Source organism: Emcibacter sp., assembly GCF_048269205.1.
Classification (GTDB): domain Bacteria; phylum Pseudomonadota; class Alphaproteobacteria; order Sphingomonadales; family Emcibacteraceae; genus Emcibacter.
In genome coordinates, this window is sequence record NZ_JBLXJC010000003.1 from 67,423 (window position 1) to 90,781 (window position 23,359).

18 protein-coding genes are annotated in these 23,359 nt (G+C 54.8%); 6 read left to right on the forward strand and 12 right to left on the reverse strand.

The genetic code is table 11. The annotated features are described in order from the left end of the window. Positions 1–164: 164 nt before the first annotated feature. On the forward strand, positions 165–3,068 hold the full coding sequence (locus tag ACN0YD_RS12650; protein ID WP_417320328.1) for a TonB-dependent receptor plug domain-containing protein: 2,904 nt from the start codon (positions 165–167) through the stop codon (positions 3,066–3,068). A gap of 70 nt (positions 3,069–3,138) precedes the next feature. Here the strand turns inward: ACN0YD_RS12650 and putA are convergent, their stop codons facing one another. The 5 genes from putA to ACN0YD_RS12675 form a co-directional block, all read right to left on the reverse strand. Further along, positions 3,139–6,318, reverse strand: coding sequence for a bifunctional proline dehydrogenase/L-glutamate gamma-semialdehyde dehydrogenase PutA (gene putA, locus ACN0YD_RS12655; protein WP_417320330.1), 3,180 nt, complete (start codon positions 6,316–6,318; stop codon positions 3,139–3,141). Positions 6,319–6,449: 131 nt separating this feature from the next. After that, the gene (locus ACN0YD_RS12660) at positions 6,450–7,829 is read right to left on the reverse strand and encodes an L-serine ammonia-lyase (protein WP_417320332.1); all 1,380 of its coding nucleotides are present in this window, start codon (positions 7,827–7,829) and stop codon (positions 6,450–6,452) included. Between the two features lie 67 nt (positions 7,830–7,896). Further along, positions 7,897–8,043: a hypothetical protein gene (locus ACN0YD_RS12665; RefSeq protein ID WP_417320333.1), complete on the reverse strand. Its 147-nt coding sequence runs from the start codon at positions 8,041–8,043 to the stop codon at positions 7,897–7,899. Positions 8,044–8,288: 245 nt separating this feature from the next. Beyond that, the gene (locus ACN0YD_RS12670; protein ID WP_417320335.1) at positions 8,289–8,924 is read right to left on the reverse strand and encodes a phage tail protein; all 636 of its coding nucleotides are present in this window, start codon (positions 8,922–8,924) and stop codon (positions 8,289–8,291) included. Positions 8,925–9,089: 165 nt separating this feature from the next. Continuing rightward, the gene (locus ACN0YD_RS12675) at positions 9,090–9,869 is read right to left on the reverse strand and encodes a hypothetical protein (RefSeq protein WP_417320337.1); all 780 of its coding nucleotides are present in this window, start codon (positions 9,867–9,869) and stop codon (positions 9,090–9,092) included. 662 nt (positions 9,870–10,531) lie between these two features. Between ACN0YD_RS12675 and ACN0YD_RS12680 the strand changes: the two genes are divergently transcribed. After that, positions 10,532–11,017 (forward strand): Lrp/AsnC ligand binding domain-containing protein, encoded by a 486-nt coding sequence (locus ACN0YD_RS12680; RefSeq protein ID WP_417320339.1) that lies wholly within the window; start codon positions 10,532–10,534, stop codon positions 11,015–11,017. Positions 11,018–11,079: 62 nt separating this feature from the next. Beyond that, positions 11,080–11,397: a 2Fe-2S iron-sulfur cluster-binding protein gene (locus ACN0YD_RS12685; RefSeq protein WP_417320341.1), complete on the forward strand. Its 318-nt coding sequence runs from the start codon at positions 11,080–11,082 to the stop codon at positions 11,395–11,397. A gap of 11 nt (positions 11,398–11,408) precedes the next feature. Here the strand turns inward: ACN0YD_RS12685 and mmsB are convergent, their stop codons facing one another. The 4 genes from mmsB to ACN0YD_RS12705 are packed head-to-tail and all read right to left on the reverse strand — an operon-like array spanning position 11,409 to position 16,058. Further along, a complete protein-coding gene (mmsB, locus tag ACN0YD_RS12690) occupies positions 11,409–12,302 on the reverse strand; it encodes a 3-hydroxyisobutyrate dehydrogenase (protein WP_417320343.1) in 894 nt (297 codons plus the stop codon). 17 nt (positions 12,303–12,319) lie between these two features. Further along, positions 12,320–13,375, reverse strand: a complete 1,056-nt coding sequence (locus ACN0YD_RS12695; RefSeq protein WP_417320345.1) for an enoyl-CoA hydratase/isomerase family protein — start codon at positions 13,373–13,375, stop codon at positions 12,320–12,322. Between the two features lie 9 nt (positions 13,376–13,384). Beyond that, positions 13,385–14,527 (reverse strand): isobutyryl-CoA dehydrogenase, encoded by a 1,143-nt coding sequence (locus ACN0YD_RS12700; protein WP_417320347.1) that lies wholly within the window; start codon positions 14,525–14,527, stop codon positions 13,385–13,387. Positions 14,528–14,561: 34 nt separating this feature from the next. Further along, positions 14,562–16,058 carry a CoA-acylating methylmalonate-semialdehyde dehydrogenase gene (locus ACN0YD_RS12705; RefSeq protein WP_417320349.1) on the reverse strand — a complete coding sequence of 499 codons (1,497 nt, stop codon included), beginning with the start codon at positions 16,056–16,058 and terminating at the stop codon, positions 14,562–14,564. Positions 16,059–16,208: 150 nt separating this feature from the next. Between ACN0YD_RS12705 and ACN0YD_RS12710 the strand changes: the two genes are divergently transcribed. Continuing rightward, a complete protein-coding gene (locus ACN0YD_RS12710; protein ID WP_417320350.1) occupies positions 16,209–17,108 on the forward strand; it encodes a LysR family transcriptional regulator in 900 nt (299 codons plus the stop codon). Here ACN0YD_RS12710 and ACN0YD_RS12715 read toward each other — a convergent pair. Genes ACN0YD_RS12715 through bioB form a run of 3 tightly spaced genes read right to left on the reverse strand, consistent with a single transcriptional unit; the run spans position 17,105 to position 21,198 of the window. After that, positions 17,105–18,886, reverse strand: coding sequence for an aminopeptidase P family protein (locus ACN0YD_RS12715; protein WP_417320352.1), 1,782 nt, complete (start codon positions 18,884–18,886; stop codon positions 17,105–17,107). The genes ACN0YD_RS12710 and ACN0YD_RS12715 overlap by 4 nt on opposite strands. A 27-nt stretch (positions 18,887–18,913) precedes the next feature. Then, positions 18,914–20,209: an adenosylmethionine--8-amino-7-oxononanoate transaminase gene (locus ACN0YD_RS12720; RefSeq protein WP_417320354.1), complete on the reverse strand. Its 1,296-nt coding sequence runs from the start codon at positions 20,207–20,209 to the stop codon at positions 18,914–18,916. Beyond that, positions 20,209–21,198: a biotin synthase BioB gene (gene bioB / locus ACN0YD_RS12725; RefSeq protein WP_417320356.1), complete on the reverse strand. Its 990-nt coding sequence runs from the start codon at positions 21,196–21,198 to the stop codon at positions 20,209–20,211. Before bioB ends, ACN0YD_RS12720 begins: the two co-directional genes overlap by 1 nt. A gap of 194 nt (positions 21,199–21,392) precedes the next feature. Between bioB and bioF the strand changes: the two genes are divergently transcribed. After that, on the forward strand, positions 21,393–22,547 hold the full coding sequence (gene bioF / locus ACN0YD_RS12730; RefSeq protein WP_417320358.1) for an 8-amino-7-oxononanoate synthase: 1,155 nt from the start codon (positions 21,393–21,395) through the stop codon (positions 22,545–22,547). Between the two features lie 31 nt (positions 22,548–22,578). Continuing rightward, positions 22,579–23,217, forward strand: a complete 639-nt coding sequence (gene bioD, locus ACN0YD_RS12735) for a dethiobiotin synthase (protein WP_417320359.1) — start codon at positions 22,579–22,581, stop codon at positions 23,215–23,217. Positions 23,218–23,359: the final 142 nt, after the last annotated feature.

Below are 23,359 nucleotides of genomic sequence, written 5' to 3' on the forward strand. Positions count from 1 at the left end.
AAACATCAGTTCCCAAGTCTGTATTCCAGTTACGTAAAAACACTTTCTATCGGGTCCCAGCCTCGATTTATTGTCGTTTTCACACTGTCCATTCGCCATTGAATGGGCAACAGAGATTTTTATTCCCCGCAAGTTCAACTTTCAACTACGGAGGAATAGGGATCATGCAATCCAGATTCAACAATAATCTCAGAACCAAATTCAATAATAACCTTAAAATAAGTGTATCTACACTGGTTTTGTCAGCTCTAACTGCATCACTGCCCCTGACGGCAGTGGCGCAAGACCAGGCAGGAACAGATGAAGAATTCCTTGAAGAAGTGGTGGTCACAGGCTCCCGTATCCGGCGGTCTTCCCTTGAGACCCCGACACCAGTTACCATCATCGGTGCAGATGATATCGCCGCATCGGGCAATCCAAACCTTGGTGATTTCCTGACGGAACTGCCTCAACTTGGCTCCACCTTTACCACTGCCAACTCAACCCGTTTTATCGGGACGTCCGGCGGATCCTATCTGGACCTGCGCCGGCAGGGGTCGGTCAGAACACTGGTTCTCATCGATGGCCGCCGCCATGTGGGCAGCAGCGCGGGCGATACCCGCGTGGACATCAACACCATCCCCTCTGACCTGATTGAAAGTGTCGAGGTCATCACGGGCGGGGCTTCCGCTATTTACGGCGCCGACGCCGTCACCGGAGTTGTCAACTTCATCCTGCGTGACGACTTTGAGGGCGTCAAGGTTAGCGGCCAGTACGGTCATGTGGGCGAAGGGGACCATTATAGCTATAACACCAGCGTCACGGCCGGCGGCAATTTCGCCAATGACCGGGGCAATGCGGTCATTAACGTGGAATATGCGAAACAAAGCCGCATGAAGGCCACCGACAGGGACTTTAGCGCCAAGCGTGTTCGTCTTGTCAATAACCTGGACAACGACGATGCAACTGACGGCATACCCGATCAGATTTATGTAGAGAACGCAGGTCTTTTCTTCATCAGCAAGGGAGGTGTTTCCTTCAGCTTCGGGGAGCCCTTTGGTCATATTTTTGACCCGGACGGGACTTTGCGGGTATTGGATATCGGCACATATCATGGATCCAGTGAATGTTCCGACTGTGACTTCCTTGATCTTGTGGAAACCTCCGACCTTCTGCCGGAACTCAAACGCCTGGCCGTCAATGCCAAGATCAACTATGAGCTTACGGATTTTGCCGACTTTTTCCTTGAAGGTAAATTCGTCCGAACCCAGGCCTATTATCTGGGTCAACCGGCGTTCGATCAGGGATCTATCGTCATCGAGCGGGACAATGCCTATCTCACCGATCAGCTTGCTACTCTCATGGACGACCTGACCATCGATTCCTTCAGCATGTATCGCTTCAACGTCGATGCCGGCCGTCGTGGTGAAGACAATGAACGGACCACCATCCGCCTTGTCACCGGATTTGAAGGCGAACTGGATAACGGCATGAATTATGAGGTATCCTACACCTATGGCCGTTCGAAACAGAATCTGCTCGCCCTGAACAACCGCATCAATTCCAGATGGTATGCCGCCATTGATGCCGTGGTTGATCCGGGTACCGGGGCCATTGTCTGCCGCTCCACCCTGGAAGGCAGTGACAATCCGCTGCTGGAGGGCTGTATCCCCACCAGTGTTTTCGGGGACGGCGCCGTCAACCAGGCCTCGGCTGACTGGTTCAATAATGACTCCCTGCGCGAAGACACCATCGAGCAACATGTGGCCAGCGCCTATATTACCGGTGAAGCGATCGACCCGCTTGGCGCAGGACCGATCGGCTGGGCAGCCGGTGTGGAATGGCGTGAAGAAAGCAGTCGTTCCGTTCCCGCGTTTGAGGACCGGGCCGGGCTCACCTTTGGTAATGCCCTGCAGATCACCGACGGGTCCTATAACGTGAAGGAAGTCTTCGGCGAGGTCACTGTACCTCTTCTGAAAGACATGGAATTCGCCAAGTCGTTGTCTCTGGATGCAGCGATCCGTTATGCGGATTACTCCACTACAGGAAGCAGCACCTCCTGGAAAGTGGGCGGCACCTACGCCCCGATAGATGATATTCGGTTCAGGGTCACTTACGCCAAAGCCGTTCGTGCCCCCAATATCGGGGAACTGTTCGACCCGCAGAACCAGAATTTCTTCAGTGTGGATGACCCCTGCAGGGAGAGCCAGCTTGATCTGATTGCGGATAGTGCGGTACGAGCCAACCGGGCCGCCAACTGCGCCGCGCTCGGTGTGCCGGGTGGTTTTGATTCCAACTATGATGAAGCCACACTTTCCGGCCTTTCCGGCGGCAACCCTGACCTTATGCAGGAGGAAGCCAAGACCTGGACAGTGGGTGCGGTCTTTACGCCCAGCTTCCTGGAAGGCTTCTCCCTGACTGTGGACTGGTGGGACATGCGGATTGAGAATTTCATCGGTGTTGTCACGGCCCAGGATATACTGGACCGTTGCGTCGATGCGGAATCAATCGACAATATCTACTGTCCGCAAATCACCCGTGACGGCAGCGGAGAAATTACCAACATCGAGCAGGTTGCTCTTAATATTTCCGCTTCCGAAGCTTCCGGTATCGACTTTGACGCAATCTACCGGTTTGACGTGGGAGATGACCAGAGCATTTCAGTTCGATTGCTTGGAACATATCTCATCAAGAACCAGTTCTTCCCGTTCCAGGATGAACCGGACAATGCTGACCGGGAAGATGGCGAAATCGGCGATCCGGAATGGCTGATCACCCTGAATGCCACTTATTACAACGGCCCCTTCAGCGTCAACTATCGCATGCGTTTCATTGACGACACACTACGCATCGACTGGGATGAATTTGAGGCCAGCCCGGAACTGCAGGCGCCGCTCTATACCGGTTCTGCAAGTTATCACGACATTCAGGCCCGTTATCAGATTGATGACGATTACGAGGTCTATGCCGGGGTAAATAACATATTTGCCAAGAATCCGCCGTTCCCTCTGAGCGGCACAGGCGGCGATTCTGGCATCTATGATAACAAAGGCCGGTTCTTCTATGCCGGCTTCTCTGCCAACTTCTGATAGTCGGAAGAGCAGCAAACCTTACGCGGTGCCTCTTTCCTTCGGGAGGCACCGCTTTTCTGTCCGGAGTTTAGTCCTCATTCAGGCTGAACAGCTCCATGTTGCCGCCGGTGGCGACCGTATTGATGGTCAGGGTCTTTTCCGAGGCAAAACGATAGAGATAATGGGGTCCGCCAGCCTTGGGCCCGGTTCCCGACAGGCCCTGCCCGCCAAAGGGTTGCACACCGACCACGGCACCGACAATATTACGGTTCACATAGGTATTACCCACATCCAGCTTCCCGAATATTTCCTGCGCCCGGCCCTCGATCCGGCTATGCACACCAAGGGTAAGGCCATATCCGGTAGCCCGTATGTCCTCTAACACCCTGTCCAGATTTCCGGCCTTATAGCGGATCACATGCAGAACGGGTCCAAAGACCTCCCGGGTCAGCTGGCCGAGGCTCTCTATCTCATAGATGCGCGGGGCAAAGAAACTTCCGTCCGGGCAATCGGTCGGCAGCGGGAGAACGCAAACCGGTTTGGCTTCCTTGTCCATGCGCTCCACATGCTGTTCCAGCACGGCTTTGGCCTCGTCATCGATCACCGGCCCCACATCAGTGCTAAGCAGCAGGGGATCGCCAAGCCTGAGGCAGGCTGCCGCCCCCTTCAGCATGTCGATCACCTGGTCGGCAATTTCCGATTGCAGATACAATACCCTGAGCGCGGAACAGCGCTGACCGGCGGACTGGAAAGCAGAACTGAGCACATCATCCACCACCTGTTCCGGCAGGGCCGTACTGTCCACAATCATCACATTCTGGCCACCGGTTTCCGCAACCAGCGGCACGATCGGGCCTTTCCGCCGGGCCAGGGTCATATTGATCACCTTGGCGGTTTCCGTCGAGCCGGTGAAGGCGATCCCGGCAAGCCTCTCGTCCTGCACCAGCTTCGCACCCACCGTTGCGCCGTCACCGGGCATCAGATGCAACACGTCACCGGGCACCCCGGCTTCATGCAGCAGCTTCACCGCCTCGGCTGCAATAAGAGGTGTCTGTTCCGCCGGCTTGGCAATAACCGCATTCCCAGCGGCAAGCGCGGCTGCCACCTGGCCGGTGAAAATGGCCAGCGGGAAGTTCCACGGGCTGATACAGACAAAAACACCCCGGCCATGCAGGCTCAACTGGTTGAGCTCCCCGGTCGGCCCTGGCAAGATTTTCGGTTCGGCAAAATTCTCTCTCGCCTGAAGGGCATAATAGCGACAGAAATCCACCGCCTCGCGCACCTCCGACAGCCCATCTGCCACTGTCCGGCCCGCCTCAAGGGCAATCAGGCCCATAAGCCGGGCCGTGTTTTCTTCAAGCAAGTCTGCGGCTTTCTCCAGAATTTCCGCGCGCGCATTCCCGCCCAGAGCATCCCAGCCTTTCTGGGCAGAAACGGCCAGGCCATAGGCCTTGTCCATATCTTCCTCAAGCGGCATACCCACATGGCCAACGACTTCTTTTCTATTGGTCGGACTGGTCACCGCCTCATTTTCCCGTTTCAACAGCTTTCCGCCGACGATCGGGCCGGAAACCCATTTGGCACTCTTGCCCGAAGCCATTTCAGCAAGCAGCTTTTCGGTTGCCAACGGATCGGCAAGATCAAGGCCGGCACTGTTACGTCGCGCGCCTGCCTCATGGCCGGAGGCGGAAAGAATATCGGACGGCAGGGGAATATTGGGATGGCGCCGGGGCGACGCCTTCTCCACCAGTGTCAGCACGTCCTGCATCAATTCCTCGACCGGTACGGTCTCGTTCATGAAGCGATTGACAAAGGAACTGTTGGCGCCGTTTTCAAGAAGCCGGCGTACAAGATAGGGCAGCAGGTCCTTGTGAGCCCCCACGGGAGCATAAACCCTGAGCGATACCGGCACCTCAAGCATATGGCGCAACTGGTCATACATCAGATGGCCCATGCCGTGCAGGCGCTGGAATTCAAAATTCCGGTCTTTTTTTGCAAGCTCCAACACCATAGCTACCGTATAGGCGTTATGGGTGGCAAACTGGGGGAAAATCACGTCCCGCGCCGCCATCAGCCGTTCGGCGCAAATCTGGTAGCTAAGGTCAGTGGTCTGCTTACGGGTATAGACCGGGTAATCCTCAAGACCCAGCTCCTGGGCATGTTTGATTTCGCTGTCCCAATAGGCGCCCTTGACCAGCCGCACCATGAACCGGCGTCCCGCCTCCCGGGCCAGGGCCACAAGCCAGTCAAGGACGTAGGGGGCACGCTTCTGGTAGGCCTGGACCACCAGCCCGAGCCCCTCCCAGCCCTGCAAGTCCTCATGGCGGGCAAGATGCTCGAAAATATCCAGTGAAATATCCAGCCGCTCCGCTTCTTCCGCATCAATGGTAAAGCCAATGCCACCCGCCCTGGCAGCAGCGGCCAGTGCCACAATGCGCGGCAACATTTCAGTCATCACCGTCTCGTGACAGGCATATTCATAACGGGGATGCAGGGCGGAAAATTTTACGGAAATTCCGTCAGCCGCAATCACACTGTCCTTGTCGTTGGCGGCGCTGATTTTCTCGATGGCTTCCATATAGGCCCGGAAATACCGGTCCGCATCGGCCATGGTCCGGGCACCCTCGCCCAGCATATCAAAGGAAAATCGCGTGCCCGGCTGATTCAGCTTCTGACCCCGGCTTGTGGCTTCCTTGATTGAACGACCCAGCACATACTGGTTACCCATGATTTTCATGGCCTGGGTCACGGCGGAACGGATTACCGGTTCGCCACTGCGGGAAACGATTTTGCCAAGCCATTTGGACGGATTATTGTGGGCATCCTCACCCAGTTCCACGACCCGGCCGGTCAGCATCAGGCCCCAGGTAGAGGCATTGACCAGCAGGGAATCCGAATGCCCGAGATGGCTCGACCATTCCCCGGAACGGAGTTTCTCAGAAATCAGCCTGTCCGCAGTATCACCGTCCGGCACCCTGAGCAGCGCCTCGGCAAGACACATGAGCGCAACACCTTCCCGGTTGGACAGACCGAACTCCTGCAGGAAATAATCCATGGTGCCCTGGTCGTCGCTCTTCCGGCGGGAATCCGTTACCAGCGCACGGGCTGTCTCAACAATGCGCTCCCGTCCCGCATTGGTCAGGCCGGACGCCCGGAACAAGTTGGCGATCGCCTTTTCCTCATCCATATGCTGGGCCTGGCGCAGGGCCAACCTGATATCCCCCAGCGGCGGCAACGGAAATTCTTCTGACAGGGTCAGGTCATACATAGTCCATTCCTTTTACACATAAAGCCTAATAGTCGTGCATTTTACTATTTAAGTAGCGATATATGTCGCTATTTTTCGCTATTTGGCGGATATTTATCTACTAAAAACAATGAATAGCAGAATTTATCACTTCAACACTCCACCATATTGACCGCCAGGCCGCCCTTGGAGGTTTCCTTGTATTTTTCCTGCATGTCCCTGCCGGTCTGACGCATGGTTTCAATGACTTTGTCAAGCGAAACCATATGACGTCCATCCCCCCGAAGCGCCAGGCGCGCTGCATCAACGGCCTTGATTGCGCCCATGGCATTGCGTTCAATGCAAGGTACCTGGACAAGACCACCCACCGGATCGCAGGTCAGGCCCAGATTATGTTCCATGCCAATTTCGGCAGCATTCTCGACCTGCTCATTGGTCCCGCCCAGCGCCGCCGCCAGGCCGCCAGCCGCCATGGAACAGGCGACACCAACTTCGCCCTGGCAGCCCACTTCGGCGCCGGAAATGGAAGCATTTTTCTTGTAGAGAGACCCGATGGCCGCCGCTGTCAGCAGGAAGGTGCGGATTCCTTCCTTTCCTTTCTGGTTATAAAAACGATCGAAATAGCGCAATACCGAAGGCAGGATGCCCGCCGCCCCGTTGGTCGGCGCCGTCACCACCCGGCCGCCTGCAGCATTTTCTTCATTCACTGCCAGGGCCCAGAGATTGATCCAGTCCATAATGATGGCCGGATCGCGCAATTGTTTTTCCATGCCCTTCTGCAGGTCTTCATGAAGTTTTCGCGCCCGGCGCTCCACCTTCAGCCCACCAGGGAGAATTCCCGTCTGCACACATCCCCGGTCTATGCAGGCCTCCATCACCTTGTGAATATGATCGAGCCCGGCAAAAATATTCTTCTTGGGCTGCAGGGCAGCCTCATTGGCCAGCATCAGGTCGGCAATGCGAAGCTTATGGGCTTTACAGATTGCCAGAAGCTCTTCGGCATTATCGAAAGGATAAGGGACAGGCAACTGTTCCGCCGCTGGATAATTGCTGCCCAGTTCCTGTTCGGACACCACAAACCCACCACCTACGGAATAGAAAATCTGCCGGGAGATCAGTTCCCCTGCCGCATTGCTGGCCGTGAACTCCATGCCGTTGCTGTGATGAGGCAACAATTTGCCCATCTCGAACAGGACATCCCGGCTTTCATCAAAGGCAATGGCCTTTCGGCCAAGGAGGACAAGTTCCCTTTTGCGGCGAATGGCATCGATACAGTCGTCGATGATTTCAGGATCAATGGTCGCGGGCTCATACCCAGACAGACCGAGCAAGAGCGCGCGATCCGTGGCATGCCCCTTCCCTGTCAGGGCCAGGGAACCAAAGAGGCTTACTTGAAGCGAAGAGACATCCGGCAACTTGCCGGCCTTATCCAGATTTTCAAGAAAATTTCCGGCCGCAATCATTGGTCCCACGGTGTGGGAACTGGACGGACCGATACCGACCTTGAACAGATCAAAAACACTCAGGAACATTTACCACCCTATATATTCAGACGCGCCAAATACCGGCCGGCCTACACATGCCCGAGCATTCTTTTACTTATTTGGCAACGAGCCCTTTATCAATGGCCCGGATATAATCCAGAACCCGAAACCATTTGTTCGCCTGACAGATGCTGATTGCCTGGGATCGTCCCATCCGACGAACCAGTTGTCTTGCCAGGGCTTCAATAGTTTCCTCACCCATGTTTTATACTCTCATGATTTTGCTGCACTGCGACATATAACTCTTCAAGACTACTATTCTGGGGATCTTTTTCAATAAAATAGTGCAGAAACCAACGAATAAAACGTTTTGTCACAGTTACTTGATTATTAGCGGCGCAAAATACTGTTTAACGACCCAAAAACGGCAAATTATTCCGCAACAGAGGACAAACCGGCCCGGCGAAACCGGACCGGTGGTGTTTTGAATCCGGGTATACTGACGTATCAATTTCGGGACGGAAACACCCCCTGGAGAGCGATGCAGAACCTCACGCCGAGAAAGGGCTGCATGAGACTAAAGGACTGCCCGGCACCGGCATTCCCTATCTGCGTCACAGACGTAGCGGCAGACGAGTTCAGTGTCACATCCGGCGTTTCGCTATTGTAAATATCATCATTGCCATCATTTGCCAGTATGCGGCTTGATGGTTCGGGAGAATCTCCGTCGGCGCTGGAGGCATGAATGGTTGTCGTCGTGTTTGCCGTATGGTTATGGGACGGCATGTTCTGAGCGGTGAGTGTACTGCTGTTGCTTCCCGCCTTTTGTCCCATGGGGACGGCCACGAGTCCCGGCCCATGCCCCCAGCCCACGGCAACCCGCCCCCTGAGGTCAGGCAGGGCAAAGGTCACGCGCCCGTCCCCGCCGAAAGTGGTGCCCAGCAGAGAGAAGAGTGCTGAATTGCTGGAAATGGGCAATAGCTGCCCCTGAGTTTCTACCCAGCCGCGCGGACAGAAGTTGGCCGCTGTCATCTGTATGTCACCCAGAAAAGGGTCTACTCCTGCAGATACCGGCCCCGCCCCCATAACTGCAAAAATTCCAGCAGCCATCATGACCGCTGTAGTACTTTTCACTTTTGACATTTTGTCCTCCTTTAAGTGTTATCTGAAATACACCGGTTCATACTCACTTTCAGGACGGACCGGGCCACCGGATTGGGCCGATAATTGAATATTTGGTTATTATCCCGGGCAGGAACTCCCACGCCACCCCGGACCGGGGTAGCGCGGCAGATACATTTATTCTTCTTACTTAGTCAGGCGACGCCGGAGGCCCAGCATCATCAGGTTCATCCCCAGCAAAAGCAGAATCGACGGCGAAGACACCACAATTGGATCATCTACGAATACTGTGAATATCATGGCATATTCAAAAAGGGCGATGTTTCCGGGCTCAAACATACCCGCCTGGATATTTGATTCCAGGGAAATCGCATTCACAGCCGCCGCCAAAGTGTGGGCATCACTGGAGACCACTTCCGGATCCGTGTTTGCGTAAGTTTGCAGGTCGATATCGCCGCCATCCGTCAGGTTTAGCTCGACAAATGCATCAGTTGATCCCAAAGACCATTCGTCAAGAATTAGCTGTGCTGCAGTTACTTCAGTAACCAGGTCAGTTGTCAGGTCAAAATCTATATCAAGTTCTAGTTCTGCTTCATTGGCGTCGCTGAGCTGCTTTGGCAGGGCCAGGGCCGTATTGCTTGTATAAACCAGCCCCAGGGTAAATTCACCCGGGGTACCAGTCGGCAAAGAACCAAAACCTTCCACTGTGATGCCGGAAAGATTAAGGGTTTCTTCAATATCGGTAGTATCGTTTTCCTCGAAAAAGAAATTCACGCCTTCGGACCAGTTATTGAAAGTTACGCCATCAACAGAGATGCTGCCCCCGTCAACCAGTTCCTGCAAAGTACAGGATGTTGCGTTCGCGCAACCGCTTGTAGTGACAGTAGCCGAAGCCATAGTGGGTGTCATGACCAGTGCCAGGAACGCTGTCACGACCGTCAGAAAGATGCTATCCATTTTTTGCATGATGATGCCCTCCAGATATCTGCTTCTCAGATTTGTAGCCCCAGAGGTTTTACATGCAATAGTTGTGCCCAAATCCGATAAGGCCATTTATATCAGTATCATATAAGATTCGAATTCAGTATATGAGGAATATTCTTGTTAAAAGTGTAAAATTTCCTGACAAACCGCGACATACCCCCTTAATTAATGCCAAATAATCAGTAAATCACCGACTCCATACAGAATCCCCTTTTACAACCATAGGGTTACAGCTGTAAAAAATCCTGACAAAAAAAGGCCTTTTCCGAAGAAAAGGCCTTAAGTCTGTATTTAGGAGAAAGAGTAGAACCTGCACGTCCGCAAGCCACAACAAAGGTTTTGAGTGCCACCTGAAGGAACGGAGGGAGGGTCCATTCCACATAACCTTTTAAAGATATGACGGCAAAGCCATCCACCATATCCAATCGCGAACGTGCAGGGTTCCTCATGTGAACAGAAAATATTCCGTTCTGTCACCATGCTCGCCCTCTTTTTACGGAGAGCGTTCAACCATAATTCATAAATTGTATACAAAATTATGATTCGCCTACAGATTATCTTTAAACCGACAGGATATGTTGCTATAATGCAAAAAAAATCAGGATAATATCTATATACCCACTTACAAATCAGAATAAAGAACTATGACAACAGATCATTCAAAGCGGCTGGACCGTATCGACCGGAAAATTCTTGCAGTTCTTCAGGAAGAAGGACGCATCTCCAATGTCAAGCTGGCCCATAAAGTCAATCTCAGCGCCACCCCCTGCCTGGAACGGGTAAAAAGGCTGGAGCGCGAAGGATATATCAGAGGCTATGTCGCGCTGCTCGATCCGCGGCTTCTGGATGCCGCCCTGGTCTCCTTTATCGAGGTTTCCCTTGACCGCACAACCACCCGGGCGCTGGATAATTTCCGTGAAGAAGTGATGCGCATGGAGGAGGTCCAGGAATGTCACATGGTGGCCGGGGGCTTCGATTACCTGATCAAGGTTCGTACACGGGACATGGAACATTATCGCCGCTTCCTGGGTGAAAAACTCTCTGCCATCAAGGATGTCAGCACAACCCACACCTATGTGGCCATGGAAGAAGTCAAGGCCACCAGCGCCATCACCGTTCCAAAAGCTTGATCCCGGCCGGGAAATTCCCTATATCAGTCACCATAGAGCCACACGGATTGGAGTTTGGGTTAATGACAAAAGTAACTTTCATCACTCCCGATGAAGAGCGTATCGAAGTGGAAGCCGAAGACGGCGTCTCCCTCATGGAAGCTGCTGTCAACAACAGCGTTCCCGGCATTGATGCCGACTGCGGCGGCGCCTGCGCCTGCGCCACCTGCCATGTAATTGTACCGGACAGCTTCAAGAGCGCCACCGGCACACCATCGGAAGACGAGGAATCACTACTGGATTTTCTGGATAACCGGCAGGACAACAGCCGCCTCAGCTGTCAGATTGAAGTATCCTCTGCCCTGGAGGGCATGGAAGTTGTGGTTCCCGAGGAAGCCTGAGGCTTCTTTCTTCAGAACTTTCCTTCACGAAGCATGTTGATAATGCCGGAGAAATCCTTTCCGGCATTTCCTGCATCTGCGAATGTCGTATAAAGCGCTTCGGACAAATGCCCCAGCGGCGTCGCGGCGTTGCAGCTTTCGGCAGCGTCTTTGGCCAGCCTAAGATCCTTGAGCATCATGGCTGCAGCAAAACCAGCCTTGTAATCATTGTTGGCGGGCGATGTGGGCACCGGCCCCGGCACCGGACAATAGGAAGTCAGCGACCAGCACTGGCCGGACGCTTTTGAAGAAATCTCAAACAGCTTTCGGGCATCGAGACCCAGTTTTTCCGCCAGCACAAAGGCTTCCGATACGGAAATCATCTGAATCGCCAGCATCATGTTGTTGCAGATCTTGGCAGCCTGTCCTGCACCTGCATCCCCGGCATGGATGATGTTGGCGCCCATGGCTTCAAGATACACTTTCGCGGCTTCGAAGGCCTTTTCCGTACCGCCCACCATAAAGGTGAGCGTCCCGCCGGCCGCAGCGGCAACCCCGCCGGAGACAGGTGCATCCACCATATCCAGTCCGGCTTCGGTCGCGGCGCCGATCACTTCCCGGGCGCTGGCCACATCAATGGTCGAACAGTCCATCAGGACAGTTCCCGAAGAAACTGTCTCCAGGATTCCCTTGTCGCCCAGATAGACCGATTTCACATGCTGGCCCGCCGGCAGCATGGTGACGACGGCATCAACATCCGTCACCGCCTCTGTCACTGAATCCGAGGGCATTCCCCCCTGCTCTTTGAGACCCGCCATGGCCTCTTCATTCAGATCAAAAACCTTCAACTCATGCCCTGCTTTAATCAGATTGGCAGCCATACCGCTGCCCATGTTACCCAGTCCTATGAAAGCCACCCTAGCCATTATTAATCTCCCGGAAATTAAAGTTTGAGTTCCCTGTCCCCCAGAGGTTCAAAATGTTTCTCCACTTCTCCTCTGCCAACTTCCTCCAGGGAAGCCGGAGACCATTTCGGACTGTTGTCCCGGTCGATCAAAACCGCGCGAATCCCTTCAAAGAAATCACTCCGATAGGTCACCAGATGGTTGACCAGACGGAATTCCATACGCATGCAATCATCAAATTCCAGGTCCGCTCCCTGAAGAAGCTGCTCCAGCGTTACCTTGAGGCTGGTCGGCGACATCTGTGCAAGCGTATCACGTGTTTTTCCGGCCCAGGGATGATCTATGGCCTCAAGATGGTCACAGATTTCCTCGACGGCGCGTTCCCCAAAAGCCGCATCAATCAGGTCCCTGAACTCATCCAGCGGCGCATCACCAGCCTCCTCGGCAAAGCGGCCGATAATCTGATCAACGTCCCCAGGTGAACCGAGTTCCGCCTCAACCAGCGCGCCCTTCAACTCCTCAAGCCGGTCCGAAGGCACGTAGGCCGTGCCAATGCCGGTATAGAGACAGTCAGCGGCCTTGAGACGCGCCCCGGTCAAACCGAGATAATAGCCGAGTTTCCCCGGGAGACGCGGCAGAAAATAGCTGCCGCCTACATCGGGAATCAGTCCGATCCCGGTCTCGGGCATGGCGAACAGGGTCTTGTCACCGACAATGCGATGAGATCCATGCACCGAAATACCCACACCACCGCCCATGGTGATCCCGTCCATGAAGGAAATATAGGGTTTGGGGAAATGAAAAATGCGGGCATTCATCCGGTACTCGGTGGCAAAAAACGCCTCGGCCGGCCCGCTGTTGTCCGGACCGTTTTCCGCCAGGGTGCGCACATCACCGCCGGCACAAAAGGCCTTTTCTCCGTTCCCTTCCACCAGGACAGCGGCAATGGCATCATCTTCTGCCCATTTCACCAGCTGAGCGTCCATCCGGGCGCACATGTCGGTGCTGAGCGCATTCAGCGCCTTTGGCCGGTTAAGCAGAACACATCCTACCCTGCCCTTGACCTCAAACAGAATTTCCGGTTCCGCCGTCATACAGGTCTCCTATCTTTCGGCCATCAACTGGCGTGAAATGATCAGGCGCATGACTTCATTGGTGCCTTCCAGAATCTGGTGTACCCGCACATCGCGCAGGAAACGCTCCAGCGGATAGTCATTCAGATAGCCATACCCGCCATGCAGCTGCAGCGCCTCATTGACCACCTTGAAGCCGGTGTCCGTTGCCAGTCGTTTTGCCATGGCGGCAAATTTTGTCGCATCCGGCGCCCCGGCGGTGACCTTCTGGGCCGCCTTGTGCAGCAGCAGGCGGGCCGCTTCCAGTTCCGTTGCCATGTCGGCCACCCTGAACTGCAGGGCCTGGAAGGTATCAAGGCTGCGACCGAACTGCTTGCGATCCCCCATATAGGTAAGGGTCAGATCGAAACAGGCCTGGGCCGCGCCCAGGGAACAGGCGCCGATATTCAGGCGACCGCCGTCAAGCCCCTTCATGGCGAAGGTAAAGCCCTGTCCTTCTTCACCAAGGAGATTTTCCGCCGGCACCCGGCAATCTTCGAAAATCACCATGCTGGTGGGCTGGCTTTTCCAGCCCATTTTCCTTTCCTGGGCACCAAAACTGAGGCCCGGTGTGTCTTTTTCCACCACGATGGCGCTGATGCCCTTGGGACCTTCCTCCCCGGTCCGGACCATAACCACATAAACGTCGGAAAAGCCGCCGCCGGAAATGAAGGCCTTGGTACCGTTCAGCACATAATGATCCCCATCGCGAACCGCTTTTGTCTTCAATGACGCGGCATCGGACCCGGCCCCGGGCTCGGTCAGGCAATAGCTTCCAACAAGCTCCATAGTCGTCAGCTTCGGACAATATTTCTGGCGGGTTTCCTCGGCCCCGAATGAATCGATCATCCAGGTGACCATATTATGGATGGTAAGATAGGCCGCGGTTGAGGTGCATCCCTTGGAAAGTTCCTCGAAAACAATGGCGGCATCAAGCCGGGTCAGCTCCGAACCGCCCACATCTTCACGGGTATAGATGCCTGCCAGACCAAGTTCCGCCGCCATACGCAGCTTGTCCACCGGAAAATGGCTTTCCCGATCCCAGTCTGCAGCGTGCGGTGCAAGTTCCTTTTCCGCAAAGTCACGGGCCATATCCTGAATGGCCCGCTGTTCCTCATTAAAATTGAAGTCCATGTCTGTTCCCTCTTGTTAACCGGAGTCTAGACGATTATTTCAGGGTTGGAATAGAAAAGTCTGCGGCGATGGCACTTTCAGGCCAGCGGGAGGTGATGGTTTTCACCTTTGTATAGAAGCGCACCGCTTCCATGCCAAACTGGTTGTGATCACCGAATGCAGACTGTTTCCAGCCCCCAAAACTATGGAAGGCCAGCGGCACGGGAATTGGCACATTGATGCCAACCATGCCGACTTCCACCTTGTCCGCATAGGCCCGGGCAGCCGGACCGTTGTTGGTAAAGATAGAGGTTCCGTTGCCATATTCGTGATCAGAGGCCAGCGCCATACCTTCTTCAAAAGACTGCACCCGCAAAAGCTGCAATACCGGACCAAAGATCTCATCCTGATAGGATTTCATGTCCGGTTTGACCCTGTCGAACAGGCTGCCGCCCAGGAAAAATCCGTTCTCATAACCAGGCAGGGTAAAATCGCGGCCGTCAACCACCAGGTCGGCGCCTTCATCCACACCCATCTGGATATAGTTCATGACTTTCTGGCGATGCTCGGCGGTTACAAGCGGCCCCATTTCAAGGCCCTTGTCGAGACTCTGGCCGATTTTCAGGGCTTCCACCCGGGGTTTCAGCATTTCCACCAGACGGTCGGCCACCTCGTCACCCACACAGACACCAACAGAAATGGCCATGCAGCGTTCACCGGCTGAACCATAGGCTGCGCCCATCAGGGCATTGGCAACACCTTCCAGATCCGCGTCCGGCATGATCAGCATATGATTTTTGGCACCGCCCATGGCCTGACAGCGTTTGCCGTGAGCCGTCGCGGTTGAATAAACATATTTGGCAATAGCTGTTGAACCCACAAAGCTTACCGCCTTGATGCGCTCGTCGGTCAGCAGGCAGTCCACGGCTTCCTTGTCACCGTTCACAACATTCAGCACCCCTTTGGGGCCGCCGGCTTCCACCCAGAGTTCAGCCAGGCGCATGGGGCAGCCCGGGTCTTTTTCGGAAGGTTTCAAAACAACGGTATTGCCGGTGACCATGGCCATGCAGGCCATCCATAGCGGAATCATAGCCGGGAAGTTGAAGGGTGTAATACCGGCCACAACACCGAGCGGCTTGCGCATGCTGTAAATGTCAATATCGCGGGAGGCGTTGTCGGAAAACTCACCCTTCTGCAGGTGGGGAATACCGCAGGCAAATTCGGCAACTTCAATGCCACGCAGAACGGACCCCATGGCATCCTCGATCACCTTGCCATGTTCGCGAGCAACCAGCTCGGCCAGTTCCGGCTGCTTTTCATAAAGCAACTGGGTAAAACGGGTCATGATCCGTGAACGCTGCACGATCGAGGTGCCGGACCATTCCGGAAAAGCCGCCTGGGCGGCCGCAATGGCGTCCTCAACTTCGGCAGTACTCGCCAGCGGGGTTTTAGCGGAAACCTCGCCCGTACTGGGGTTGAAAACATCCTGGAACCGTCCGCTGCGACCGGCCACATGCTCACCATTAATGTAATGTGTATATTCCTTGACCATTCCGTATCTCCAGATTGAAAGCCAGACCGGTACCGCCGAAAGATGGGGTCCGGTGTCATTTTTGATTGCGGTCAGTTTAATAAAGACAATTTTGCAAAACCAGAGTATATTTTTCACACTTGTTCTGCATTAATGCACAATGGAAAGAGCATGTATAACTGGAACGACCTGAAATATTTTCTGGAGCTGTCACGGCGCGGCAAACTGGTGGAAGCGGCCCGCAGACTGCATGTGGACCATACCACGGTCAGTCGCCGGATCACGGCGCTGGAAGAATCCCTCAACGCCCGGCTATTCGACAAATCGCCGCGGGGGTATCAGCTGACCGACGCAGGACTGAGGCTGCTGCCGCTGGCAGAACAGATGGAAGCCCAGTCCACCAGTCTCTACCAGTCCATATCGGGCAAGGATGCCAGCTTTTCCGGCACGGTCCGCCTGGCGGTACCGGAAGCCGTGGGCATCAATGTCATTGCCCCGGCCATGGATACTTTCCGGCAGAAATATCCGGACATTGAACTTGAACTTGTGGCTGAAACCCGGCAGACCAGCCTGTCCAAACGGGAAGCGGATATCGCCATGACCCTTGCCCGGCCAACGTCGGGCCGGCTTGTGGCCTGGAAAGTGAGCGATTACCGGTTAAGACTCTATGGCGCTCCGTCCTATCTGGCGAACCACCCTCCCATAAAGACCGGGGAGGATCTCTCCGGTCATGATTTCATCGGCTATATCGACGACCTGATTCAGATGCCGGAGCTCAGATTCATGGAGGAACTGTTCCGCAACCCCCATATTGTGTTCCGCAGCACCAATGTGATGGCGCAATACAGGGCTGCACTTAAAGGTGTGGGCCTTGCCATGGTTCATTGCTTCATGGTGGGACAGGATACCGGACTTCAGCCCATCCTGCCGAAAAAGATTTTTGTCGAACGCCAATACTGGCTCATGGTGCACGAGGACCTGCGCAAGGTCACAAGGGTTGACGCCGTCTGCGGTTTTCTCACAGACCTGTTCCGGGCAAAACAATCCCTGATGCTCGGCAGTGACGCCTAGAGAACCACCAGGGATTCGGTCGCCTTCATCAACCACTCCTTTTCCTTGCCGGAAAGATGCGGTCCGACGATTTCCCTGACCTGGGCATGATAGATGTTAAACCAGGTGATTTCCGCCGTGGTCATCATGTAGGCATTCACCAGCCGCCGGTCGATGGGCACATGGGTCAAGGTCTCGAAGCTGAGCATGGAACGCTCCTCCTCGTCGAATTTGCGTTCGCGGACCAGAACCAGGTTCTCGATCCGGATACCATATTCACCTTCCCTGTAATAACCCGGCTCATTGGACAGGATCATGCCTGGTTCCAGCGGCACATTAAAACCAAGCCGCGAAATACTCTGCGGCCCCTCATGGACACCTAGATAACTGCCCACACCATGTCCTGTGCCGTGATCATAATCGAGCCCCACATCCCAAAGTGGCTTGCGGGCAAGACTGTCCAGATGCGCACCGGACCGACCATGGGGAAACCTGGCCTGCGCCAGGGCGATATGCCCTTTGAGCACCCGTGTAAAATGATCTTTCTGCTCTTCGGTCGGTGTGCCGATACAAACCGTCCGCGTAATATCCGTAGTCCCGTCCAGATACTGACCGCCACTGTCGACCAGATAAAGCATGTTTGGCTCCAGCCTGGAATTGCTCTCCGGCGTCACCCGATAATGGACAATTGCCCCGTTCGGCCCTGCTCCGGAAATGGTGGTAAAACTGGTATCCTTGAACAGGTCCTGTTCCTTGCGCAGTGAAAGAAGCTTTTCCGCCGCTGTCAGTTCGTCGGTTTCTCCCTTGGGGCCAACCTGATCCAGCCAGGCCAGAAACTTGCAGACGGCAATTGCATCCCGGTTGTGGGCTGAGCGTGCTCCCTTGACCTCCACCTCGTTTTTCATCGCCTTTGGCAGAATGCACGGATCATCGCCGGTTATCGTTTCCGCACCTGCCGTTTCCAGAATTTCAAAGACGGCGGCGTGAGTACGCTTGGGATCGACAAGCACCTTTTTCTTCTTGAGCTTTTTTAAACCGGCAACAAAGTCGGTCTTGGCCGCCAGCCTGACGCCCTTCCCAAGATATTCCTTCAGGCCTGCATCCACTTTCCCGGGATCAATGAACAGGCTTGCAGTACCATTTTTCAGCAGAATTGCGTAACATGAAACCAGTGGCGTATGCTCCACATCCTGGCCGCGAATATTAAACAGCCAGGCAATGGAATCCAGCAGTGTCAGAACAACCGCATCGGCGCCCCTGCTCTTGACTTCCGCAGCGATTCTCTCGCGCTTGTGCTCAGATTTCTCACCTGAATATTCAACGGGATGGACAACGGCCGGCGCCTCTGAATCTGCGGGACGGTCCTGCCATACCTGATCTATGGGATTCGTTTCCACCGGTTCAAAACCGGCACCTTTCTCGGACAGCTTCGCAGACACCCTGGCAATCCATTCGCGGGTGTGCAGCCAGGGGTCATAACCAATCCGGTCGCCCTTTTTCACCCGTTCGGCAAGCCAGTCCTCCATCTTGTCCTCAAACAGGTCAAGAGGCGTAAACTGACGCTTGTCGGTCTGCTGGCGCACCTGCAGGGTATAACGGCCATCTACGAAGATAGCCCCCTCCGAAAGGGTAACGGCCGCCTCGCCGGCAGAACCGGTGAAGCCGGTCAGCCAGGCAAGCCGCTCAGCATTGGCCGGTGTATATTCATTCTGATGCTCGTCCGCATGAGGAACAACAAACCCCTGAAGTCCCAAATCGCGCAACTGCTGCCTGAGAGCCAGTAAACGCCCTTTTGTCATACCCTGTCTCAAGTCCAGTGGTTAAACTTACTTTTGCGAGTATCTATTAAGAACATTGTCGATGGCATCTGTCAATGCCGAGATTTCGCGAGATTCAATGTTGAAAGGAGGTGTGACATAAATGACATCGCCAAAGGGGCGTATCCAGACCCCTTCTTTGACAAACTCCTCACGCAGGTTTGCGGGGTCATCAATCTTTTCCATCTGTATTACGGCAATGGCACCCTTGACCCGCACATCAACCACGCCGGGCCGGTCCCTGAACTGTGCAAAACTCTGTGTCAGATGACCCTCTATCTGTTTTACCCGCTCCAGCACAGGCTCTTCATCGAATATGTCCAGAGAGGCATTGGCCGCCGCGCAAGCCAGCGGATTGGCCATATAGGTGGGACCATGCATGAAAGCCTTGTCCGGATCATCGGACAGAAAAGCATTATAGACCCGGTCCGTCGCCACCGTCGCCGCCATGGCCACAGTGCCGGCGGTCAGCGCCTTGCCGAGACAGATAATATCGGGCACGACGTCTGCCTGTTCGCAGGCAAACATGCTGCCGGTTCGGCCGAAACCGGTGAATATCTCGTCCAGGATGAAAAGCACGTCCGCCTGTTTGCAGGCCCCGGCGATCCCTTTCAGTATGCCGGCTTCGTGAAATTTCATGCCGCCCGCGCCCTGGACCAGTGGCTCCATGATCACTCCGGCGATGCTGTCCCGGTTTTCGGTCAGGAACCTTTCCAGTTTCTCCATATCCTCTGCCGTTTCCGGCAGGGGACGGATATATTGTTGTTGCAGGTAGCCCCCGAAAGCCTTGTGCATGCCGTCGTCGCTGTCCCCCACGGACATGGCCGCAGAGGTATCACCGTGATAGCCCGCCTTGAAACCGACAAATCGGGCTCGTCCTTCTACACCCTGGTTGAGCCAGAACTGCACCGCCATCTTGAGGGCGATTTCCACTGACACAGAACCGGATTCGGAAAAAAATACATGATTGAGATCACCGGGCAGAAGACCTGAAAGCCGACGGGCCAGGTCAAGCGCTCCCTCATGCACAAGACCGCCCAGCATGACATGGGACATACGGTCAATCTGGGCCTTCATTTTGTCTTTCATTTTCGGATGGTTGTAGCCGTGGCAGGCAGTCCACCAGCTGGCAATTCCGTCCAGTATTTTCCGGCCGTCCGCCAGTTCGAGATAAACACCGTCAGTTCCCGTGACCGGCAGAGCATCGCCAGCCGTCTGCATCTGGGTATAGGGCAGCCAGATATTGTCATATCCCTCCCGATACCAGTCGGGAAGGTCGGGACGGCGATCTTTATTTTGCGACATTATTTGCCTTCTGGCTCGATACCCAGTCTACCGAACAGTTCCATATCCCGGTTCTGGATCGGATTGGGGGTCGTCAACAGCTTCTCACCGTAGAAGATGCTATTGGCTCCGGCCATGAAGCAGAGCGCCTGCATCTCGTCATTCATCTCCTCCCGCCCGGCGCTGAGCCGAACGTAGGAGGCCGGCATCAGGATGCGGGCCGCAGCGATAGTGCGGATAAAATCAAAGGGGTCCATCTTGTCTTCCCCGGCCAGGGGCGTGCCTTCGACCTGGACCAGCATATTGATCGGCACACTGCCCGGATGCTGCGGCAGGTTGGCCAAGGTCTGCAGCATGCCGGCCCGGTCCTCGAGGCTTTCGCCCATACCGACAATACCGCCGCTGCAGACATTGATCCCTGCACCGCGCACCCGCTCCAAGGTTTCCAGACGGTCCTCATAGGTGCGAGTGGTAATGATCTCTTTATAATATTCCGGGGAGCTGTCCACATTATGGTTATAATAATCCAGCCCGGCCTGTTTCAGCCGGGTGACCTGGTCTTCATCCAGCATACCCAGTGTGACACAGGTTTCCATGCCCAGATCCTTTACCCCTTCAATCATGGCCACCACGGCATCCATGTCGCGACCCTTGGGGCTGCGCCAGGCGGCACCCATGCAATAACGGGTGGCCCCGGCGTCTTTTGCCTTCTTCGCCTGCTCGATCACCGTCTGCACCGCCATCAGCTTACTGGCGTCGACTTCGGTCTGGTAGCGAGCAGACTGGGGACAATATTTACAGTCCTCCGGACAGCCGCCGGTCTTGATCGAACACAGCTGGCTCAACTGCACCCGGTTGGGATCAAAATGTTTCCGGTGCACCGTCTGCGCCTCGAAGAGCAAATCCATAAAGGGCATGTTGAAATAAGCCAGAATTTCCCGCTTTGTCCAGTTGTGACGAAACCCGTCCGAATAGGCATTTTCAAAGGATATTTCTTGCGCTTCGCTCATTTCGACCTGCTTTCAAGCTGATTTAATTCCCGCGGCCATATATACTTGATATATATAATGACTATGGCCGCACATTCCCCGTCCTGCCCGAAAAAGTCAAGCAAATTACGACAATAACTTTACTCACGAGTAACATTGACTATAGTCTCCGGCAGATTGATTATGCGCCGGAACACAGTAGCAGGGAAAACCAGATGAAGTCGCTGGATAAATTCGTTTCTTCCAAACTTGAAAAGCTGGAACACGCCGGCCTGCGTCGAAGGCTTGTCCCAACCAGGCGACTGGATGACGGCCATGCCATCCGGGATGAACGGGAACTGATTTCCTTCTGCTGCAACGACTATTTGAATCTGAGCCATCATCCGGATGTTAAAAAGGCCGCAAAAGAGGCCATAGACACCTACGGCGCCGGCGCGGGCGCCTCGCGACTGATTACCGGCAATCACCCGTTGCTGGAGGAACTGGAGGGACGGCTTGCCCGTCTCAAGGGCACCGAGGCCGCCTGCGTTTTCAGTTCCGGCTATATGGCCAACATCGGCATCATTCCCGGCCTCGCCGGACCGGAAGATATTATCTTTGCGGACGAACTCGTTCACAACTGTCTGGTCGCCGGAAGTCAGCTGAGCCGGGCGAAACTGATCTATTTCAGACATAACGACCTGGATCATCTTACGGCATTGCTGCGAAAGCATCGGGCAGAGCACGAACATGCCCTGATTCTGACCGACGGGGTCTTCAGCATGGACGGCGATCTGGCCCCGCTGCCGGAACTCGGCGATCTGGCCCGCCAGCATGATTGCTGGCTGCTGTCCGATGACGCCCATGGTGTTGGTGTAATCGGTGAAGAAGGACGTGGCAGCAGTTTCTGTTTTGACCCCAAACCGGATATTCCTTTGCAGATGGGCACCCTGTCCAAGGCCATCGGCAGCTTTGGCGGATATCTGTGCGCCAGCAAACCGGTGATCGATTTCATGAAGACCCGGGCCCGCAGCCTGATCTATACCACCGCCCTTCCTCCAGCCAGCGTTGCGGCCGCACTCCGGGCCCTGGATATCATTGAAAATGACCGCGACTATTGCAACCGACCGATGTATAATGCGCGCCTGTTTGCCCGGGAGACAGGACTGGCCGAGCCGCAAAGCCCAATCATTCCCGTGATCACGGGGGACAGCGGAAAAACCATGCGGCTTGCCGCGCAACTTGAGGAACTCGGCTTTCTTGTAACCGGCATCCGCCCGCCCACCGTAGCGGAAGGGTCCGCCCGGCTGCGCATTACCTTCAGTGCAGCCCACAGGGAAGAGGACGTTCTCTCGTTGGCAACGGCCCTGAAAACAATTGGCGCCCTGTAAGTTAAAGCGTGTGAATTAAAGGAAGCGATAAATGAGCCGCATCATTTTTGTCACAAGCACGGGAACCGGCATCGGCAAAACCCACGTCACCTGCGAAGCCATCCGCAACAGAATAAAGTCCGGTTTCAAGGTCAATGCCCTGAAGCCGGTGATTAGCGGCTTCGATCCGGATACGGCGGGGTCCAGTGATACGGGACTGTTGCTTGAAGCCCTGGGGCGTGAATGCACTGACGAGAATATCGAGGCAATTTCCCCCTGGCGGTTCAGGGCACCGCTGTCCCCGGACCAGGCCGCTGCCGAAGAAGAACGTGAACTGGATTTTGAGGGGCTGACCGATTTTTGTAAATCCGCCTGTTCGGGGGATTATGACTATCATTTCATAGAAGGGGTCGGCGGGCTGATGGTCCCCCTGACTGCACAGCATACGGTCCTCGACTGGATCAAGACCATGGACTGCGACATCTGGCTTGTGGCCGGAACCTACCTCGGCAGTCTCAGTCACACGCTCACCGCCTGTGATGTAATGCACAATCATAACCTGAATCTCTCCCAACTGATTCTCTCCGAATCAGGTGAAGATTCAGTCGATTTGCAAAAAACACTCGCCACATTGAAAAATTTTTTGCCGGAAACGCCAATAATTTCGATCCGGCGAAAACCTGAAAATTAGAAAAACATCCGACCCTTTCGGTAGGCAGATTTTTCGAGTCCGGCAAAATCTGACCGGCTGTTTTCGGATCGGAACTGTCAATTCCCTTGATTCTTCAGACATAAAAACTGGCACGCGGCTTGCTTCTACTCACAGACAAGGA

Excerpts from the sequence above, each read along its gene's own strand:
- ACN0YD_RS12720 (WP_417320354.1), bottom strand. The coding sequence starts at position 20,209 with ATGTCGCAAAATAAAGATCGCCGTCCCGACCTTCCCGACTGGTATCGG.
- bioF (WP_417320358.1), top strand. The coding sequence starts at position 21,393 with ATGAAGTCGCTGGATAAATTCGTTTCTTCCAAACTTGAAAAGCTGGAA.
- ACN0YD_RS12665 (WP_417320333.1), bottom strand. The coding sequence starts at position 8,043 with ATGGGTGAGGAAACTATTGAAGCCCTGGCAAGACAACTGGTTCGTCGG.
- ACN0YD_RS12685 (WP_417320341.1), top strand. The coding sequence starts at position 11,080 with ATGACAAAAGTAACTTTCATCACTCCCGATGAAGAGCGTATCGAAGTG.
- putA (WP_417320330.1), bottom strand. The coding sequence starts at position 6,318 with ATGTATGACCTGACCCTGTCAGAAGAATTTCCGTTGCCGCCGCTGGGG.
- bioD (WP_417320359.1), top strand. The coding sequence starts at position 22,579 with ATGAGCCGCATCATTTTTGTCACAAGCACGGGAACCGGCATCGGCAAA.
- ACN0YD_RS12675 (WP_417320337.1), bottom strand. The coding sequence starts at position 9,869 with ATGCAAAAAATGGATAGCATCTTTCTGACGGTCGTGACAGCGTTCCTG.
- ACN0YD_RS12700 (WP_417320347.1), bottom strand. The coding sequence starts at position 14,527 with ATGGACTTCAATTTTAATGAGGAACAGCGGGCCATTCAGGATATGGCC.
- ACN0YD_RS12650 (WP_417320328.1), top strand. The coding sequence starts at position 165 with ATGCAATCCAGATTCAACAATAATCTCAGAACCAAATTCAATAATAAC.
- bioB (WP_417320356.1), bottom strand. The coding sequence starts at position 21,198 with ATGAGCGAAGCGCAAGAAATATCCTTTGAAAATGCCTATTCGGACGGG.
- ACN0YD_RS12660 (WP_417320332.1), bottom strand. The coding sequence starts at position 7,829 with ATGTTCCTGAGTGTTTTTGATCTGTTCAAGGTCGGTATCGGTCCGTCC.
- mmsB (WP_417320343.1), bottom strand. The coding sequence starts at position 12,302 with ATGGCTAGGGTGGCTTTCATAGGACTGGGTAACATGGGCAGCGGTATG.
- ACN0YD_RS12715 (WP_417320352.1), bottom strand. The coding sequence starts at position 18,886 with ATGACAAAAGGGCGTTTACTGGCTCTCAGGCAGCAGTTGCGCGATTTG.
- ACN0YD_RS12705 (WP_417320349.1), bottom strand. The coding sequence starts at position 16,058 with ATGGTCAAGGAATATACACATTACATTAATGGTGAGCATGTGGCCGGT.
- ACN0YD_RS12670 (WP_417320335.1), bottom strand. The coding sequence starts at position 8,924 with ATGTCAAAAGTGAAAAGTACTACAGCGGTCATGATGGCTGCTGGAATT.
- ACN0YD_RS12680 (WP_417320339.1), top strand. The coding sequence starts at position 10,532 with ATGACAACAGATCATTCAAAGCGGCTGGACCGTATCGACCGGAAAATT.
- ACN0YD_RS12695 (WP_417320345.1), bottom strand. The coding sequence starts at position 13,375 with ATGACGGCGGAACCGGAAATTCTGTTTGAGGTCAAGGGCAGGGTAGGA.
- ACN0YD_RS12710 (WP_417320350.1), top strand. The coding sequence starts at position 16,209 with ATGTATAACTGGAACGACCTGAAATATTTTCTGGAGCTGTCACGGCGC.